At 68.3% G+C, this 17,095-nt stretch carries 9 protein-coding genes and 2 pseudogenes; 8 read left to right on the plus strand and 3 right to left on the minus strand.

The features are described 5' to 3' along the window. Positions 1–77 precede the first annotated feature (77 nt). Together Q4C85_RS07465 and Q4C85_RS07470 are read left to right on the plus strand one after the other, a co-directional pair. Positions 78–719: a TetR/AcrR family transcriptional regulator gene (locus Q4C85_RS07465; protein WP_303141000.1), complete on the plus strand. Its 642-nt coding sequence runs from the start codon at positions 78–80 to the stop codon at positions 717–719. A gap of 220 nt (positions 720–939) precedes the next feature. Continuing rightward, positions 940–1,332 carry a hypothetical protein gene (locus tag Q4C85_RS07470; protein WP_303141002.1) on the plus strand — a complete coding sequence of 131 codons (393 nt, stop codon included), beginning with the start codon at positions 940–942 and terminating at the stop codon, positions 1,330–1,332. A 51-nt stretch (positions 1,333–1,383) separates the two neighbouring features. Here Q4C85_RS07470 and purM read toward each other — a convergent pair whose 3' ends face one another. The 3 genes from purM to Q4C85_RS07485 all read right to left on the minus strand — a co-directional run bounded on the left by purM (position 1,384) and on the right by Q4C85_RS07485 (position 5,779). After that, entirely contained in the window at positions 1,384–2,517 is a 1,134-nt protein-coding gene (purM, locus tag Q4C85_RS07475; protein WP_303141003.1) for a phosphoribosylformylglycinamidine cyclo-ligase, read from the minus strand. Then, complete coding sequence (purF, locus tag Q4C85_RS07480; protein ID WP_303141031.1) at positions 2,514–4,142, minus strand: amidophosphoribosyltransferase; 1,629 nt, start codon at positions 4,140–4,142, stop codon at positions 2,514–2,516. Before purF ends, purM begins: the two co-directional genes overlap by 4 nt. Before the next feature lie 77 nt (positions 4,143–4,219). After that, positions 4,220–5,779 (minus strand): RNB domain-containing ribonuclease, encoded by a 1,560-nt coding sequence (locus Q4C85_RS07485; protein WP_303141005.1) that lies wholly within the window; start codon positions 5,777–5,779, stop codon positions 4,220–4,222. 403 nt (positions 5,780–6,182) lie between these two features. Here Q4C85_RS07485 and Q4C85_RS07490 point away from each other — a divergent pair. From Q4C85_RS07490 to Q4C85_RS07515, 6 genes and pseudogenes are all read left to right on the plus strand, one after another. Continuing rightward, a pseudogene (locus Q4C85_RS07490) lies at positions 6,183–8,591 on the plus strand (AAA family ATPase). Between the two features lie 153 nt (positions 8,592–8,744). Continuing rightward, positions 8,745–9,896 carry an ImmA/IrrE family metallo-endopeptidase gene (locus Q4C85_RS07495; RefSeq protein WP_303141006.1) on the plus strand — a complete coding sequence of 384 codons (1,152 nt, stop codon included), beginning with the start codon at positions 8,745–8,747 and terminating at the stop codon, positions 9,894–9,896. Next, the gene (locus Q4C85_RS07500; RefSeq protein ID WP_303141007.1) at positions 9,893–10,057 is read left to right on the plus strand and encodes a DUF4411 family protein; all 165 of its coding nucleotides are present in this window, start codon (positions 9,893–9,895) and stop codon (positions 10,055–10,057) included. Before Q4C85_RS07495 ends, Q4C85_RS07500 begins: the two co-directional genes overlap by 4 nt. Before the next feature lie 150 nt (positions 10,058–10,207). Continuing rightward, positions 10,208–11,758, plus strand: a pseudogene (drmD, locus tag Q4C85_RS07505) (DISARM system SNF2-like helicase DrmD); the annotation flags it as partial. 52 nt (positions 11,759–11,810) lie between these two features. Beyond that, the gene (locus Q4C85_RS07510) at positions 11,811–13,391 is read left to right on the plus strand and encodes a helicase-related protein (protein WP_303141009.1); all 1,581 of its coding nucleotides are present in this window, start codon (positions 11,811–11,813) and stop codon (positions 13,389–13,391) included. Continuing rightward, on the plus strand, positions 13,391–17,059 hold the full coding sequence (locus Q4C85_RS07515) for a DNA methyltransferase (RefSeq protein WP_303141010.1): 3,669 nt from the start codon (positions 13,391–13,393) through the stop codon (positions 17,057–17,059). The genes Q4C85_RS07510 and Q4C85_RS07515 overlap by 1 nt, the downstream gene beginning before the upstream one ends. Positions 17,060–17,095: the final 36 nt, after the last annotated feature.

Raw genomic sequence — 17,095 nt, forward strand, 5'->3', positions numbered from 1 at the left:
CGAGGGCGACTTGCGCCCGACCCGCTCGGGGTGCATACTTCTTCTAAACCGACCGTCGGTCGAGTATGGAGATCAACATGGCTCCCAAACACCTGAGCGCAGGCGAGCGGCGCGAGCAGGTCATGGACGCCGCTCGCGCCCTGTTCCTGGAGCGCGGCTACGAGAGGACGACCATCGACGACGTCCTCAACGCGGTGGGCATCGCCAAGGGCACGCTCTACCACCACTTCTCCGGCAAGGAGGCGATCATGGAGGCGATCGTCACGCGCACGACCGACCAGCTGGTCGCACGCGCCGAGAAGGCGGCGGCCGCCTGCGCCGGGCAGCCCGCCATCACCCGTTTCCTGACGATCCTCGGGGCCGCACGGGCCTCCGAGGAGGACATTGAGCTCGCCCAGCAGTTCCGCTCCCCGGACAACCTCCGCTTCCACCTGTTGTCCATGACCCAGGCCTACACCCGGCTCGTGCCGATCCTCACCACCATCGTCGAGGAGGGGGTCGAGGCCGGAGAGCTGTCCACCCCCGACCCTCGCAGCAGCGTCGAGGTGGTGCTGGCAGCCGGCTTGACCGTCCTCGACGGCGGCATCTTCCCCCCTGTCGACGCCCTGGCACCAGACACGAGGGAGCGTCGTCAGGCCGAGGTCCTGCGGGCTCTCGCCCTCCTCCTGGGCGCCGACCCCCACCTCGTGCCCACGCCGCAGGCGGGCACACCGGCCTAAGCCCTCGGCACTCCATCCCGACCCTCCCGCGACCACTGACAAGCGACCGGCCACAGGAATGGATACCGATGCACCGCACACTCTGGCGGCTGGGGCGCACCGAGCTGCGTCGCAGCGCCACCGTCTCGTTCACGCTCGTCGTCCTCATGACGATGCGCGCCGCACTGACCGCCACCGGACTCGCCCTCATCGCCCGCACGATCGCGGCCACCGGATCGTTGTGGTCCGACGCCCGGCCGCCGGATGTCGTCCAGGTCCACACGGGCCAGGTCGACGCCACGGCCCTGACCAGGGACGTCGCCGCCTGGGCCGCCGAGCAGCCGGGGATCCCAAGCGGCTCGTCTTCTCCCCGGAGGACTACGAGGCGGTCGCCCCGCACCTGGAGGCCGAGTACTACATCGAGATGCTCGCCGTCGAGGGCGCATCGATCGCCGAGATCAAAAGCGCCTACGCCGAGTCCGGCCTGCCCGCCAACGGCATCATGGTGGACTCCACCATCTTCCGGCTGCTCAACGGCATGAGCACCTACGTGCTGGCCGCGGCCGTGCTCGTCGTGGCTGGCCTGTGCGTCGTCGCGGCGGTCACCGAGGTGATGGCGGCCGTCGGCGTGTGATGAGGCGGCCAGCGCTGGTCCGGAGGTCGCCCGGGCGGCTGCCGGCCGGTCTCAGGCGGTGCGGTAGTCCCCGACGATGTCGACCGCGCCGCCGTCGACGCCCTTGGTCCCGGCCACGAGACGGCCACGGACCTCGCGGTCGGCGGCGTCGTGGACCTGGCCGAGCACCCAGGTCGGGATCCCGGCGGCCCGCGCGACCACGGCGACAGCCTCGAGAGCCTCGGGATCGAGGACCGCGACCATGCCGACGCCGAGGTTGAGGGTGGCCTCGAGGTCGGCCCAGGGCACGGCGCCGAGCCGGCGCACGACCTCGAAGACCGGGGGGACCTGCCAGGCGGAGCGGTCGATCTCGGCCACGGTCCCGGCGGGCAGGACCCGGGCGAGGTTGGCGGCCAGGCCCCCGCCGGTGACATGGGACAGGGCGTGAACGCCGGGGCCCGCCGGACCGCCGTCGACGGCGGCGATCGCCTCGAGGCACACGGCCGTGTACAGCCTCGTGGGCTCGAGCAGCTCCTCGCCCAGGGTCCGCCCGAAGTCGGGGACGGGCCGTTCCAGGGACCAGCCGGCGTGCTCGATGACCCGCCGCACGAGGGAGTAGCCGTTGGAGTGCAGGCCGGAGGCGGCCAGGGCGAGCACGACGTCGCCGGGTCGCACCCGCTCGGCCCCGAGCACCCGGTCGGCCTCGACGACACCGGTGGCGGCGCCCGCGACGTCGTAGTCCTCAGGGCCCAGCAGGCCGGGGTGCTCGGCGGTCTCCCCGCCCAGCAGGGGGGTGCCCACGGCGGCGCAGGCCCGGGCGATGCCGCGCACGATGTCGGCGATCCGCTCGGGCACGACCTTGCCGCAGGCGATGTAGTCGGTCATGAGCAGGGGCCGGGCCCCCACGACGACGATGTCGTCGACGACCATCCCCACGAGGTCCTGGCCGATGGTGTCGTGGATGTCCATGGCTTGGGCGATCGCGACCTTCGTGCCCACCCCGTCGGTGGAGGTGGCCAGCAGGGGCCGGCGGTAGCCGCGCAGCGCCGAGACGTCGACAAGGCCAGCGAAGCCGCCGACCCCGCCGACCACCTCGGGGGTCATCGTGGCGGCCACGGAGGCCTTCATCAGCTCGACGGCGCGGTCCCCGGCGGCGGTGTCGACCCCCGCCGAGGCGTAGGTGATGCTCGAGGCTGGCAGGCTCATGGGGTGGGTCCTTCGCGGCTCGGGTCGGGCAGGGGGCTGCGGGCGGTCAGGTCCGGGCGGGTCACCGCCCGGGTGAGGCCGGCACGCGGGTCGGGGACCTCGTCTCGGCGACGGCGGTAGACCGAGGGGACGCGGGAGACGGGCAGGGTCCCCGGGGAGGCGCCCTCGGCGGGGGGCTCGATCGGGTAGTCGCCGGTGAAGCAGGCCAGGCATAGCTCGGAGGCGTCCTGCCCGGAGGCAGCGACCATCGCCTCGACCGACAGGTACCCCAGGGTGTCGGCGCCGATGGAGGTGCGGATCTGCTCGACGTTCATCCCGGTGGCGATCAGCTCGGCGCGCGTGGCGAAGTCGATGCCGTAGAAGCACGGCCACAGCACCGGCGGGGAGGAGATGCGCACATGAACCTCCGACGCGCCTGCCTCGCGCAGCATCCGGACCAGGGCGCGCTGGGTGTTACCCCGCACGATCGAGTCGTCGACGACCACGAGGCGGCGGCCCTCGATGACCTCGCGCACGGGGTTGAGCTTGAGGCGGATGCCGAGCTGGCGCAGCGTCTGGGTCGGCTGGATGAAGGTGCGCCCGACGTAGGCGTTCTTGACCAGGCCCTGGCCGTAGGGGATGCCCGAGGCCTGGGCATAGCCGATGGCGGCCGGCGTGCCCGACTCCGGCGTGGCGATGACGAGGTCGGCCTCGACCGGGTGCTCGCGTGCCAGGGAGGCCCCCATCGCGTTGCGCGCGGCGATGACCGAGCGGCCCGCGATCTTGGTGTCGGGGCGGGCCAGGTAGACGTACTCGAAGACGCAGCCCGAGCGGCTGGGCTCGGTCACGCGGGTGGACCGCAGGCCCTCGGCGTCGATCTCGATGAGCTCGCCCGGCTCGACCTCGCGCACGAAGGCCGCCCCGACGATGTCGAGGGCCGCGGTCTCCGAGGCGATGACCCAGCCGCGCTCGAGGCGCCCGAGCACGAGCGGGCGCACCCCGTGGGGATCGCGGGCGGCATAGAGGGTGTGCTCATCCATGAAGACCAGGGAGTAGGCCCCCCGGAGCAGGGGCAGGACGCGCCGTGCGGACTGCGAGACCCCCAGCGGCTCGGTCGGGTCGGCGCCGGCCTCGCCGGTGACCGAGCCCCGCTCGGAGACCAGGCCCATGAGGGCGGCGATGACGGCGGTGTCGGTCGATGAGCCACGTCCGAGCTCGCCGCTGAGGTCCTCCCCGCTGACACGGCGGACCATCTCGATGAGCTCGCGGGTGTTGGTCAGGTTGCCGTTGTGGGCCAGCGCCAGGGTCGAGCCGGACACGGGCCCGAGCATCGGCTGGGCGTTCTCCCAGGTGGTGGCGCCCGTCGTCGCGTAGCGGACGTGGCCGACCGCCATGTGGCCGGTCAGGCTCGACAGGGAGCGATCGTCGAAGACCTGGGAGACGAGGCCGAGGTCCTTGTACACCAGGATCGAGCGTCCACCGGTCGTCGCGATCCCGGCCGCCTCCTGGCCGCGGTGCTGGAGGGCGTACAGGCCGAAGTAGGTCAGGCGGGAGACCTCCTCCCCCGGCGCCCACACCCCGAAGACGCCGCACTCCTCAGCGATGGGGGGCTCGGTCTCACCGGCCCCGGAGCGGGGAGCCGTCATCGGGGCGGGAGCGCGGGTCACCGGCCCAGTGTCTCACAGGGGCCGCCGGCGTCGCCGCGCCGCCCGGTCCGCCGGGCTCAGGCGAGCTCGAAGTCCACGCGGGCGGCGTCGAGGTCCACCTCGACCAGGCGCACCCGCACCGCCTGGCCGACCGGGAGCCGGCGGCCGGCAGCGGCGCGCACCGAGCCGATGACCGCCGGGTCGGCCAGGACGACCTCCCCGCGCCCCTCGCGCACCGAGGTGATGACCCCGTCGAAGACCTCGCCCTGCCGCCCCTGGAGGACGAGGGCTTCGACGGCGCCCAGCGCACCGCGGGTCACCGCGCGGGCCCGCCGGCCGGTGACCTCCATGACCTCCGGCAGGCCGGGCAGGGCGTCCCGGACCCAGCCGGGGACCGGCCGCCCGGCGCAGGCGGCCACGCAGAGCTCTTCCCCGTAGCGGTCGACAAGGCGACGCAGCGGGGCCGTGACGTGGGCGTAGCGGGCGGCGATGGCCGCGTGGACCGCCTCCTCGGTGTCGGCGTCCTCGTCCTGCCCGGGCACGGCGACACCATTGACGCCGAAGGCGAGGTAGCCCGCCCCGCGGAACAGGGAGGCCGCCTGGTCCATGAGGGCCACGTGGGCGGGGACGGATCCGTCCAGACCGCGCAGGAGCTCGGGGTAGGACCGGGAGGCGGGCCAGTCGACCCCTAGGGCCGCGGCGACCCGCCGCAGCCGGGCGTAGTCCTCGGACTGGGCGGGGGGCATCGTCCGCAGGATGCCCGCCCCGGAGCTGACCATGATCTCCGCGGCGCAGATCCCGGTCAGCAAGGAGATCTGGGCGTTCCACCCCTCGACCGGAAGCGGGGCGCGCAGGACGAGCCGGTAGCCGGAGCCGGGGTCCTGGGGGTCGACGCGCTCGACCTCCTGCTCGGGCGCCCCGAGGGAGACCCCGCCCCGGGCGGCCTCGCGGCGCTGGCGCAGCCCGCCGACCTCCCTGAGGAGCTCGGGCAGGTCGCTCGGCGCGGCGGCGGGCAGGCGGTCGGTCCTGGACGGGCCGGCCTCGAGGGCCGCCTGGACCTCGGCGTAGCTGAGCCGGGCCCGGGAGCGTACGACTGCCCGCTCGACGCGGGCGGTCAGGTGCCGGCCTTCGGCGTCGAGCTCGATGGTCCACAGGCAGGCCGGTCGCTCGACATCGGGCAGGAGTGAGGCGGCGCCGTGGGACAGGACCTCGGGGTGCAGGGGCGTGGAGCGGTCCGGGGCGTAGACGGTCGAGCCGCGTTGGGCCAGCTCGGCGTCGAGGGCCCCTCCGGGCTCGACGAAGGTCGCCAGGGAGGCGATGGCGTAGGAGACCCGGTAGACGGCCTCGCCCCGTGCGCCGGCCGGCGGGCCGATGCGTTCGAGGAGCAGGGCCTGGTCGAGGTCCATCGAGCCCGGCGGGTCGATGGTGACCAGGGGCAGGTCGCGGGCGTCGCGCGCCCCCTGGTCCAGGAGGCGGGCGGGACCGTCCTCGGCCCAGGAGCGGGCTGCGGCCTCGGCCTCGGCCAGGGCTCCGGCGCTGAACTCCGCGGGAACCGCGTGACGGTCCCGCAGGGAGTCCAGGGCGGCGATGACACTGGCCGGGGTCGCGGTGAAGGGCGTGAGGTGGCGCATCGGCATGACGCGAACCTACCGGAGGGGCCCGGCCGTGCAAGCCCGTCGGAGGCGGGTGTCACCGCCGCCGTCGCACGGGCCGGCGACCAAGGAGTCAGGAGTCCCGGGGGGGCGCCCCGGCGGCCCCCCCCGCCGCCACAACCGGGGCGGGGCCCGGGCGGGGGGCTGGGGGGGGGGGGGGGCGGCGCCCCCCGCCCCCCACGTCCAGGACCTGGGAGACGGACAGTTTCGTGCTAGCATTCATGGTGACGGCCTGCTTCTTGAGATGTTTGGACTTTAACACCTGAATTGTCTCAAGAAACAGGCCGTCCCACTGCCCGCCCCCACCCCTGCGTGTCGAACACCCCCGACATCCCCATGGATAACCCTCCCGGCCCGCACGCTCGCCCACATATAAGAAAGTTGCTCGATGAGCCCGACACGGATCCACGCAATCAAGAAGATTGGCAACTACCGTATCTTCCAGAACTGGAGGCCGAGCGATGGCGTTGAATTCGAGCGCGTCAACCTCATATACGGCCAGAACGGCAGCGGCAAGAGCACGTTTGCCAGCCTCCTTCAGGCCTGTGCCGACTATAATAGCGACCACTCTACGGACTCTGATGGCAGTCGTGGGGAAATCGTTGGTGCGGGTCTGCAGCTCGATGTGTATGGCGGCTCCGGTTCCGTGACGTCTAGGGTATCCGAAATCAGATTGGATGATCAAGCGTTCTGGAGACGTGTGAGGGTATTCAACAGGGATTTTATCCGCAGAAATCTCCGATTCGAGGAGCCTGGTGGTCCGTATCCACAAGTTCTGCTCACTCTCGGCGAGAGGCTAGCTGATGCCGAGGAGAAGATTGAGGAGCTCGAGCCTCAGCTCAGAACTGAGCGACAAAGGCTAGGTGCGACTAAGAAGGACCTCAAAAGGGCGCAGAAGAAGATTGATGAACTGAGCACGAAAATCGCAAGAGAGATAGGGGGCTATCTTGCCGGCTCCCCTGGCTTTAATGTGCGTAGTTATAACCGAACGAAAGTGCAGAAGCTTCTAGACAAATTTGAGGGAGATCCGACAATCCTGGCGGACGCATCAACTGACGTCTTAGCGGGCCGCAAACGTGCGACGCGCCAAGCCATGCAACCTGTCAACATCCAGCGGCGGGACGAGTTTTTGGAGCAGGCCGGACTAGACGAGGCTCGCCAGTTGCTAACGACTAGCGTTGTGAGTAGCCGACATATCGAAGGTCTGGTGGGGCGCTCTGACCGGTCCAGGTGGGTGCAGGAGGGTATCAGTCTCCACAAGGCGCTGGAGGAGTGTCTGTTTTGCGGCCAAGGCCTGACCTCTGACCGTCGCGATGCTCTCAATAAGCACTTCGATGAGTCATTCAAGATGCTCCAGAGTGCCGTTGATGATCTCGTGAAACGTCTGGAGGGGTCTGTGGAGGTGTCAAAGACCTTTTTGGAGGGCTTCCCTGACGGCTCCGAAGTGTATGAGGACCTGAGGGAGGACCTACGGAAGGCTCGTCAGGACTATGTTGCTGAGCATGAGTCATATGCCAGAATGGTTGGTGAGATCGTCGCGGCGTTGAAGGAGAAGAAGAACAACCCCTTCGGCGCTTCTCTGCCCATGTCAGACCTCGCGCTCGTAGCTCCGAGTGTCGCGGCACTGGACAAGGTGGTCACAGACCATCGCAACAAAATTGATCGTCATGAGGAAGAGGCTAAGAAGGCTGTTACGCGAGTCGAGCACTACTATGTGAAAAGTGCCGCGGACGAGTATGCGAGTCTCAAGAAGGAGATAGAAGGTGCGCAGGCGGCTTGCAGCGAGTTCCAGGCCCAGGTGAAAGAGTTCGAGGAGTAGATCGCCGAGCTCAAGAACGTGGAGGGTGATCCCGTCCCCGGAGCAAGGGAACTCACTGAGGAACTCAGGGGACTTCTGGGGCGTGATGAGCTCAGGTTCAGCGCCCAGGGTTCGAATCACTATCTCATCGAACGGGGAGGATCTCCGGCCAAACATCTCAGTGAGGGCGAGCAGACCGCGATTGCGTTGCTATATTTCCTCCACAGTGTTCGCGAGGACAAGATCGAGGGTGAGCCACCGATCGTCATTATCGACGACCCGGTCTCCAGCCTGGACCATGCCATACTCTTCGGGGCGTCAGCGCATGTGTGGGAAGAGCTTGTCGCCAATACGTACGCTAGCCAGGTCTTCCTTCTGACGCACAACTTTGAACTTTTCCGTCAGTGGCTGATCCAGATGGAGCGTGTTCCCAAGAAGTCTCGTGAAGGTGGCTATGCCGTATTTCGAGTTCGGGTGCGTCTCGACCGAAGTGCTGGTCGTGTGCCGGAGTTCGAGGCGTGGGATCTGGGTGATAAGCGGCGGAAGAAGTTGCGTTCTCAGTACCACTTTCTCTTCGATCAGGTTGCGGCCACCCTCGCTGAGTCTGACGCCGATCCCGACTCGATCGCCCAGATGGAAGCAGCTGCGCTGGTTCCCAACACCGCCCGCAAGTTGTTGGAGGGTTTTCTGAGTTTCCGCAGTCCGTCGAATATGGGAGATTTGCGTGAATCCGTACGTGCCGCCCTTAAAAAGCGTCCAGGACTGGACGTCTCTGTGCGCACGATGGTGGTGCGTTATGCCCATGCCAATTCTCACCTGGAGGAGGCGGACTTGACGAAGCCGCTCGATCCCAGTGAGGCAGTGTCCTTCCTCCGTGCGTTGTTCACGTTCATGGAGCATGTGGATGAGGATCACTTCAGGTCGATGTGCGAGGCCCTTGGTTATGAGCGGGGCAGGTTGTTGGGGGCGTCGTCGGTGCCGGAAGGCTCCGTCTCATGATTGCCATAGCAGCGCCTCCGTCGCAGGCGGGTTCCTCCCCGGTGGGGAGCGGATCGGTCACCGCAACCCACAGGAACGGAGTCCTGAAGACGCCCAACGCGTCAGTGATGTAGGGCAGACTGGCGCTCGAGACCTGTAGGCGAAGGAGGAGCGATGGGCGTTGCCCCTGTGGACGTCCAGCCCGACCTGCTGCTCTGGGCCGTGAGGCGGGCGCGCTGGGACGAGGAGACGGTCCGCCGTCGCGCGCCCAAGCTCAACGAGTGGATCGAAGGGACCTCGTGCCCGACCCTCAAGCAGTTGGAGCAGTTCGCTGCCGCCACCCACACTCCTTTCGGGATGCTCTTCCTGCCCGAGCCGCCAGTTGAGGACATCCCCATCCCAGACATGCGGACCATCCGCGACGCCGGAGTGCGCGAGCCGTCGGCTGACCTGCTGGAGACGATCTACCTGTGCCAACGGCGCCAGGACTGGTACCGCGACGACGCCCTGGACTCTGGTGCAAGCCGACTCGGCTTCGTCGGTTCCGCGAGGCTCTCGACTCCGGTGGATGATGCCGCAGAGCGCGTCCGTGACGCACTCCGGCTGGACGAGCGATCCGTGACCAGCTGGTCCGATGCCATGACAGACCTCATCAAGCGCGCCGAGGACATCGGCGTCCTGGTGATGGTCAACGGAATCGTTGGCTCCGACACCCACCGCAAGCTCGACCCCGAGGAGTTCCGGGGCTTCGCCCTGGCCGATGACATTGCTCCGCTCGTCTTCATCAATGGGGCCGACACGAAAGCGGCCCAGGTCTTCATGCTCGTCCACGAGCTCGCTCATCTGTGGCTGGGGCACAGCGCGCTCTCCGATGCCACTGGAGTCGCAGACAGCGCGCAGCAGGAAGAGCGTTGGTGCAATGAGGTGGTGGCGGAGGTGCTCGTCCCCTTGGACTCGCTCCAGTCGGAGTGGGCGGGTAGCCTCGACGAGGAGGAACTGAACCGGCTGGCGTCCCACTACAAGGTCAGCACTCTTGTGGTGCTCGCCAGGCTCCGGGACGCGGGGAAACTGTCGTGGGATGAGCACATGACTCGATACGCGATCGAGCGTCAACGCGTCATGGAGTTCATGCGGTCCTCGAAAGGCGGTACTACTGGCGGAAACTACTACAACACTCAGGTCCGACGCCTCGGGCGCCCTTTCGCCCGGGCTGTGGTCTCCTCCACCCTCGAGGGGCGAACGACATACCGGGATGCCTACCGGCTGCTCGGGACAGCGAAGCACGCGACCTTCGAGGGGTTGGCGCAGAAACTCGGAGCGGCGTGATAGCAGCGCACTCGTGCACGGTGGTCACCCATGAGACGGCCGGATCAGGATCCCGCAGAAACGTGAAGATCCCGGACGCGTGCAAGGCCCTTGGAGTGACGTGGGTCAACACCTTCGAGATGCTCCACCGCACCGGCGGCTCCTTCGGGCTGAGTCCGTAGCACCGCTGACGAGCCGGCGCGCTCCAGGACCGAGGCGCCGGGTGTGCCCCTCACGGTTCGGTCACTCCACCGTCGAGGTGGCTTGGCCGCCGGGCTGGCGGGGCTAGAGTGTGACTGTCCCCTCGCTCCACAGCACACCGATCAGGCACTATGACGATCTCTCCCTCGACGACTTGTGACCGCGGCTCCTCTCCGTCATCCACCCTGCCTGCACCGCCGGACCACGGTCAGGTCGTTCAGGTCCGTGGAGCCGCCTGGGCGGTCACAGATGTCGCTGTTCAGGGGCTTCCCCGCAGCCCGGCTGACGACGGCCAGCCCCGTCGCGAGCATGTTGTCGACCTCCAGTGCCTTGAGGAGGACCGTATGGGTGACGAGCTCACGGTGATCTGGGAGCTGGAAGTCGGGCAGTCGGTGGTCCCGGACCGTGGCCTGCCCGAGGAGATCTCGGCGGAGACCTTCGACGACCCCGACACCCTAGGGGCTTTTGTTGACGCCGTGCGCTGGGGCGCCATCACCTCCGCCGATTCCTCAGCTTTTCAGGCGCCCTTCCGCTCGGGCGCCACCCTGGAGCCCTACCAGCTTGAGCCCCTGCGCCGGGCACTCGCGGCCCCGCGCACCAACCTCCTGCTGGCCGACGACGTCGGCCTGGGCAAGACCATCGAGGCTGGCCTGGTCATCGAGGAGCTGCTGCTGCGCCACCGTGCCCGCTCGGTCATCATCGTGTGCCCGCCGAGCCTGGCCCTAAAGTGGCGCGACGAGATGCGGGAGAAGTTCGGCCTCGACTTCGTCATCGTCGACTCGGCCCGCATGGCCGCCGATCGGCGCACCTACGGGCTGGCAGCCAACCCGCTGCGCCTCCACCCGCGTGTCATCGTCTCCATGGCATGGCTGCCTGGCGCGCACGCCCAACGACTCTTGCGGGAGGTGCTCGCCGACGCCGCCCGCTCCGACACGGCCCGCTCCTACGCCTTTGATGTGCTTGTTGTCGACGAGGCGCACCACGTGGCCCCCGCAGCGCCCTCCGCGGTAGGCGGCGGGCGCGGGTATGCCGTGGACTCCCAGCGCACGACGGCGCTGCGTCGCCTGGCAGAGAGCTGCGAGCACCGCCTCTTCTTGTCCGCCACACCCCACAACGGCTACACCGAGTCCTTCTCTGCCCTGCTCGAGATGATCGACTCGCGGCGCTTCGCCCGCGGCGCCTCCATTGACCCCAACGCCCTCAACGAGGTCACCGTGCGGCGGCTCAAGTCGCAGATCCCGGACAAGGATTTCCGCCCCCGCCAGGTCAAAGTGCTCCCATACCAGGCCTCACAGGATGAGGAGAAGGCCTACGCGACCTTGGACGAGATCCTACGCGCCTCCGGCCGCTCCCAGGGGCGCCGCCACCTCGACATCGCCGCCCTTCTGCTCAAGAAACGTTTCCTGTCCAGCCCCTGGGCCTTTGCGCGAACCTTGGACAACTACCTCGCTCAGCCGGCCTTCGGCGGGTTCGAGGAGCTCGACGACGTCGACGACTACTACACCGAGGTCATGGGCTCGGGTCAGGCTGACGAGGAGGAGGGCCTGGACGCCCAGCCGGAAATGGGCACGCTTCTGGCTACCCGCGCCTCGGACCCGCTGTCGGCTGCCACACGCGAGCAGCTGACTGAGCTGTCCGAGTGGGCGCACGGGTACCAGTCCCGGCCTGACTCCCGCCTGGCGGCCCTCGTGCGCTTCCTCGACGCCGTCTGCCGCCCCCGACGGGACGACGTGGATGAACGAGAGGGTTGTCGTCTTCACCGAGTACGCCGACACCCTCGACTGGATCGTCTCGGTGCTGCGCCAGCAGGGCTACGAGGACCGCCTGGAGGTCATCCGGGGCTCGACGCCCGCGGAGGACCGTGAGGACATCCGGGCGCGCTTCACCGCCAGCCCCACCGAGGAGCCGGTCCGTGTCCTGGTGGCCACGGACGCCGCCGGGGAGGGAATCGACCTCCAGGCCTACTGCCACCGCCTCGTCAACTTCGATGTCCCCTTCAACCCCTCCCGCCTCGAGCAGCGGGTGGGGCGGATCGACCGCTACGGCCAGCGCGAGGTCCCCGAGGTCTACTACCTTGCCCCGACGGGCACGAACAGCCTGTACGCCGGGCAACAGCATTTTCTGGAGCGGCTCGCAGCCAAGATCGCCACCGAGACCCAGGACCTGGGTGCCGTCAACCCGCTTATCGATGAGCAGATCACTACGCAGTTCCTGGGGCGCGGCCTACGCAAGACCGCCGCCCAGGGGCGGGACGAGCAGGCCATCACGCAGGCTTTAGCCGGCTCGGACAAACTCAAACAGCAGTTGACGGCGCTCGCCGCAGGCTATAACGAGCGCAAGGAGCAGATGCACCTGACCCCCTCCGCGAGCCGGCGGGTGATCGATGAGGCACTGCGTATGACGCACCAGCCTCCGCTGGAGGAGGTCGGCAGCGAGGAGACGGACGCCGCAGTCTTCGACGTACCTTCTCTGGGCCGCTCCTGGCAGGAGGCCCTCGCGGGTCTCGACACGCGCCTGGCGCCGGGGCGCCTGCGGCCGATCACCTTCGACGAGGAGGCTGGGCGCGTGCCCGGTCTCGTTCACGTCCACCTGGGCCACCCGCTCATGCGCAAGGCGACCCGCACGTTGCGGGCCAACCTGTTCAGCCCCCAGTCGCAGGTCAGCCGGGTGACGGCCGTCATGCTGCCGGGGCTGGAGCACTCCTGTGCCGCCTCCCTGTCCCGGCTCGTGCTCGTTGGCCGCGGGGGCCTGCGCCTGCACGAGGAGGTTTTCGTGACCGGGGTGCGGTTGCGCGGGCACCGCGTGGCCGAGGAGACGCTCGCCCGCGTGCTGGATCGTGCCCTTGACCCCAACGGCTACCAGCTGGCGGAGCCGGCGGTCCGGCGCCACCTCACCGGTCTGTGGAACGACGACGGGCACCTGCGCACCCGCCTTGTCGAGGAGACCGAGCGACGGGCGCAGCGCCTCCAGGACCGGGTGACCGCGAGCCTTGACCGGCGGCGTGAGGAGGACACGGGACGCGTCCACGCCATCTATGCGGCCTTCCGCGCCAACCTCACTGACTCATTGGAGCGTCTGCACGCCGAGGAGCGGGAGTCCCAGGACATGCTCGCCTTGTGGGCCGAGGACCAGCGCCAGCAGCGCGCCCGGGACCTGCGGGCCATGGAGGACCGCCTGGTGGCCCTGGACGACGAGGAGCAACGGGAGGTCAAGGCGATGGCATTGCGCTATGAGGATGTGCGGCCCTACGTCTCGCCCGTAGCCCTCGTCCTGGCGGTCACCGAGGAGGACGCGACCTCGTGGGGGAGGCGGTGATGAGCCCGAGGAAGGCATCAGGCGCACGGGCGGCAGGAAGCCGGGCCGGTCGGTCCTCAGCATCCGGCAGGGCCGCCCGCACCGCCGCCCAGCAGCACCGCGCCTGGCTGGAGCTGGTCGACGTCGACGGGCCCTTCCTGTCCGTCCCAGTCATGACCAGGCTGCACCCGCAGGGAATGCCGTCACTCGGGGCGGCTGGCCGTGAGGCCCTCCGTGCCGCCAAGCCTGCCTTCGACCGCGCCTGGGATGCCTGGGACCGCGACCGGGACAGCAACGGTGACCGCAACAGTGACCGTGCCCTGGATGCCTACCGCCGGGCGCGTGACACCTGGGTGCTCACGGTCCTCACCGCGGTCTTCGGCTGGGGCAGGGACTATGTGAGCGCACAGGACCGACCGGCACTGGCTGAGGTGCACCGGGTGGTCTCTGACGGTTTCCCGCAGGTGACGGTGACACCGACCGGCGCACTTGTCCACCGGCAGACCACCGGTGCGCTTGTGCTGGTCACCGACCCGGTGGACTCACTGCGTGGTGCGGGGCAGGACGGCTGGGCGGCGAGCCCGGTCGACCGGATGGCTGCGATGCTGCGCAGCCGCGACTCGGAGTGCACGATCGGCCTTGTCACCGACGGCCGCTGGTGGGCGCTTGTCAGCGCACCGCCGGGCGGGACGACGGCCTGCGGCATCGTGGACTGCCTGACCTGGGTGGAGGAGCCCGCGACCCGGGATGCCTTCTGCGAGCTCCTCGGCCTGCGCCGGCTTCTGGGCGGGACGAGTGAGGACCGGCTGCCTGCACTGTTCCAGCGATCCGTCCTGGCGGCCGAGGAAGTGACCGAGGCGCTTGGCGCCCAGGTGCGCCGGGCGGTTGAGCTGGTCGTCATGGCGCTGTCCGAGGCCGCCCTCGACTCTCAGCCGGATCCGGCCCTGGGCGACCCGCTGCCCGAGGACACCCACGAGGTGTATGAGGCGGTGGTCACGGTCATGATGCGCGCTGTCTTCCTGCTGTTCGCTGAGGAGCGGGGCCTTCTGCCCGCTCACACTCTCTACACCGGTGGCTACGGCCTGGTCGGCGTCCTTGATGACCTCGAGGCGCGCGCACGGGACGAGGGTGAGGAGTCGATGGATGGCACGAGCCTGACCTGGCACCGGCTGCTGGCCACCTCCCGCGCCCTGCACGAGGGCGTCAACAATGAGAACATGCGGATCCCCGCCTACGGCGGCTCGCTTTTCGATCCCGCCCGCTTCCCTGTCCTCACGGCGGTGGACGCGAGGGGCTCCCTGCGCCTGGCGGTCTCGGACCGGGTCATGCTGCATGTGCTGCGCTCCCTCCAGACGGCCCGCACCGGCCAGGGGCAGGATGTCCGCCGCCTGTCCTTCCGGGACATCGACGTCGAGCAGATCGGTTATATCTACGAAGGCCTGCTGGGCTACACGTGCGTACGCACCTCGGAGACGGTGCTGGGGCTCCATGGCACCGAGGGTGCGGAGCCGGAGGTGTCCTTGGCTCTCCTGGAGGACCTGGCTGAGGAGCACGATGACGACGTCGATCTGGCGCAGGCGGTGCTCGCCTGGCTCAGGGAGCACCAGAGCGCGGCGAAACCGCCTACCAAGGGTGCCTTGGCAAAAGCCTTCCGCTCTGGGGACATGATGGACCCGGCCGAGCGTGAGCGTGCCCTGCGGGCCGTCACCAAGGACGACTCTCTCCGGGAGGCGCTGAAACCGTGGATCGGTGCCGTCCGGTGGGACCTGCGCGGCCGGCCGGTGGTGATCGAGTCCGGTGGCCTTGTCGTGACTGAGACCCCGTCGCGGCGCAACGCCGGCGCCCATTACACGCCCCGTTCACTGGCCGAGGAGGTGGTGCGCCATGCCCTGGAACCGCTGGTCTACAACCCGGGGCCGCGCGAGACAGACGACCGCACTGCCTGGCGGCCGCTCAGCTCGGATGCGATCCTCGGCCTGCACGTGGCTGATATCGCCTGCGGCTCGGGAGCCTTCCTCGTGGCGGCAGCCCGTTTTCTCGCCGACCATCTCGTCGAGGCATGGACCCGTGAGGGGGCGCTCGGGGGCTACGCCGGCCAGCCTGGCGGGTTGCGCAGCCACGCCCTGCGGCAGGTGGTGGCCCGCTGCCTTTACGGGGTGGATATCAACGAGATGGCCGTCGAGATGTGCAAACTATCCCTGTGGCTTGTCTCGCTCGACAAGGACAAGCCCTTCAGTTTTGTCGACAACAAGATCTTTGTGGGCAACTCCCTGCTGGGGCTGAGCGACGTGCGCCAGCTGCGCGCCCAGCACATTGACCCTGCCGCAGCACCCGAGAAACGGCTCTTTGAACTCGACCGCACAGGCAAGGAGGCCGCAGCCCTGGACATCGACGCAGTCCTTAGCAAGGTGCGGCGCCGCCGCCTCGCGCTGGCCACCGAGGTGGACGACACTGACCCGGCGCGCTCGACGACGACGAAGCAGCGGCTCCAGCGGGGCAATGAGGCGGACCTGCGGCTCCTCGAAGGTGTGGCCGATGCCGTCGTGGCCGTGGGCCTGGACCCGGCGGTCGGCGCCAAGCCAGGTAAGAAGCTCAATGAGGCCTACGGGGACCTGGCGGTGGCCCTCGGCCGGGCCTTCCCACCCGAGGGGGAGGGAGACGAGGCCATGCTGGAGGCGATCCTCAACCGCGGCCTCACTCCGACGGTGGAGACGGACTACGAGCGCTGGCACTGCCTGCACTGGCCCCTGGCTGTCCCCGAGGTGATGGAGTGCGGCGGCTTCGATGCCATTGTGGGGAACCCGCCCTTCCTGGGTGGGCAGAAACTCACCGGGTCACAGGGAGCGAATGTGCGTGACTGGTTTGTGCACGTCCTTGCTGGAGGAACGAAGGGGAGCGCTGATCTTGTTGCCTACTTCTTCCTCCGCGCTTTCAGCCTGCTGCGGCCAACTGGGATGCTGGGGCTGATCGCGACGAACACCCTGGCCCAGGGTGGCGCCCGCAAGGTGGGGCTCGACCGCATAACGGCGAATGGTTTTGAAATCACCCGAGCCATTCGATCAAGACCCTGGTCTCACAGGAGGTCTCACCGACCAAGAGTGAAAAGATCTGGGGATCAGCCGCACCTCGAGTATGCGGTTGTGTGGGGGTCTCGAGGCTATGTCGCCGACGAGGTACCGCGCGTGTGTGACGACACCCCCGTCGCCCGCATCAGCGCACTCCTCGAACCAGAGGGGAGCGTGACCGGAAATCCAAAGCGGCTCGTCGAGAACGCCGGCATCGCCTTCCAGGGCTGCATTGTGCTTGGTACAGGCTTCATCCTCGACCCCGAGGAGGCGAGAAGCTGGATCGAGCAAGACCCGCGCAATGTCGAAGTGCTCTTCCCTTATCTGAACGGCAAGGACCTCAACTCTAGACCCGACTGCTCGCCGTCGCGATGGGTCATTGACTTCGGTATGCGTTCGCGAGATGATGCTGGGTCATATTTCGCCCCTTTCTGGCGAGTGAAACAGTATGTTAAGCCACAGCGCGACCTCGTCAAAATCGATTATCGCCGCGAATACTGGTGGCGTTTTGCGGCATGGGCGCCGTCGATGCGGCGGGCGATTGCTGAGCTCGACGAGGTCCTGGTAATTGCTCGTGTGAGCAAAACGGTCATGCCTGTGCGTGTTCCTGCTGGGCAGGTGTGATGACAAAATTGTCGTATTTTCCTCGGATCGTTACAG

This window comes from Actinomyces sp. (genome assembly GCF_030524025.1).
Classification (GTDB): domain Bacteria; phylum Actinomycetota; class Actinomycetes; order Actinomycetales; family Actinomycetaceae; genus Actinomyces.

What these genes read in the sequence shown, in the direction of transcription:
- Q4C85_RS07510 (WP_303141009.1), top strand. Translation starts at nt 11,811, where the DNA reads ATGAACGAGAGGGTTGTCGTCTTCACCGAGTACGCCGACACCCTCGAC.
- Q4C85_RS07485 (WP_303141005.1), bottom strand. Translation starts at nt 5,779, where the DNA reads ATGCCGATGCGCCACCTCACGCCCTTCACCGCGACCCCGGCCAGTGTC.
- Q4C85_RS07515 (WP_303141010.1), top strand. Translation starts at nt 13,391, where the DNA reads ATGAGCCCGAGGAAGGCATCAGGCGCACGGGCGGCAGGAAGCCGGGCC.
- purM (WP_303141003.1), bottom strand. Translation starts at nt 2,517, where the DNA reads ATGAGCCTGCCAGCCTCGAGCATCACCTACGCCTCGGCGGGGGTCGAC.
- Q4C85_RS07495 (WP_303141006.1), top strand. Translation starts at nt 8,745, where the DNA reads ATGGGCGTTGCCCCTGTGGACGTCCAGCCCGACCTGCTGCTCTGGGCC.
- Q4C85_RS07465 (WP_303141000.1), top strand. Translation starts at nt 78, where the DNA reads ATGGCTCCCAAACACCTGAGCGCAGGCGAGCGGCGCGAGCAGGTCATG.
- purF (WP_303141031.1), bottom strand. Translation starts at nt 4,142, where the DNA reads ATGACGGCTCCCCGCTCCGGGGCCGGTGAGACCGAGCCCCCCATCGCT.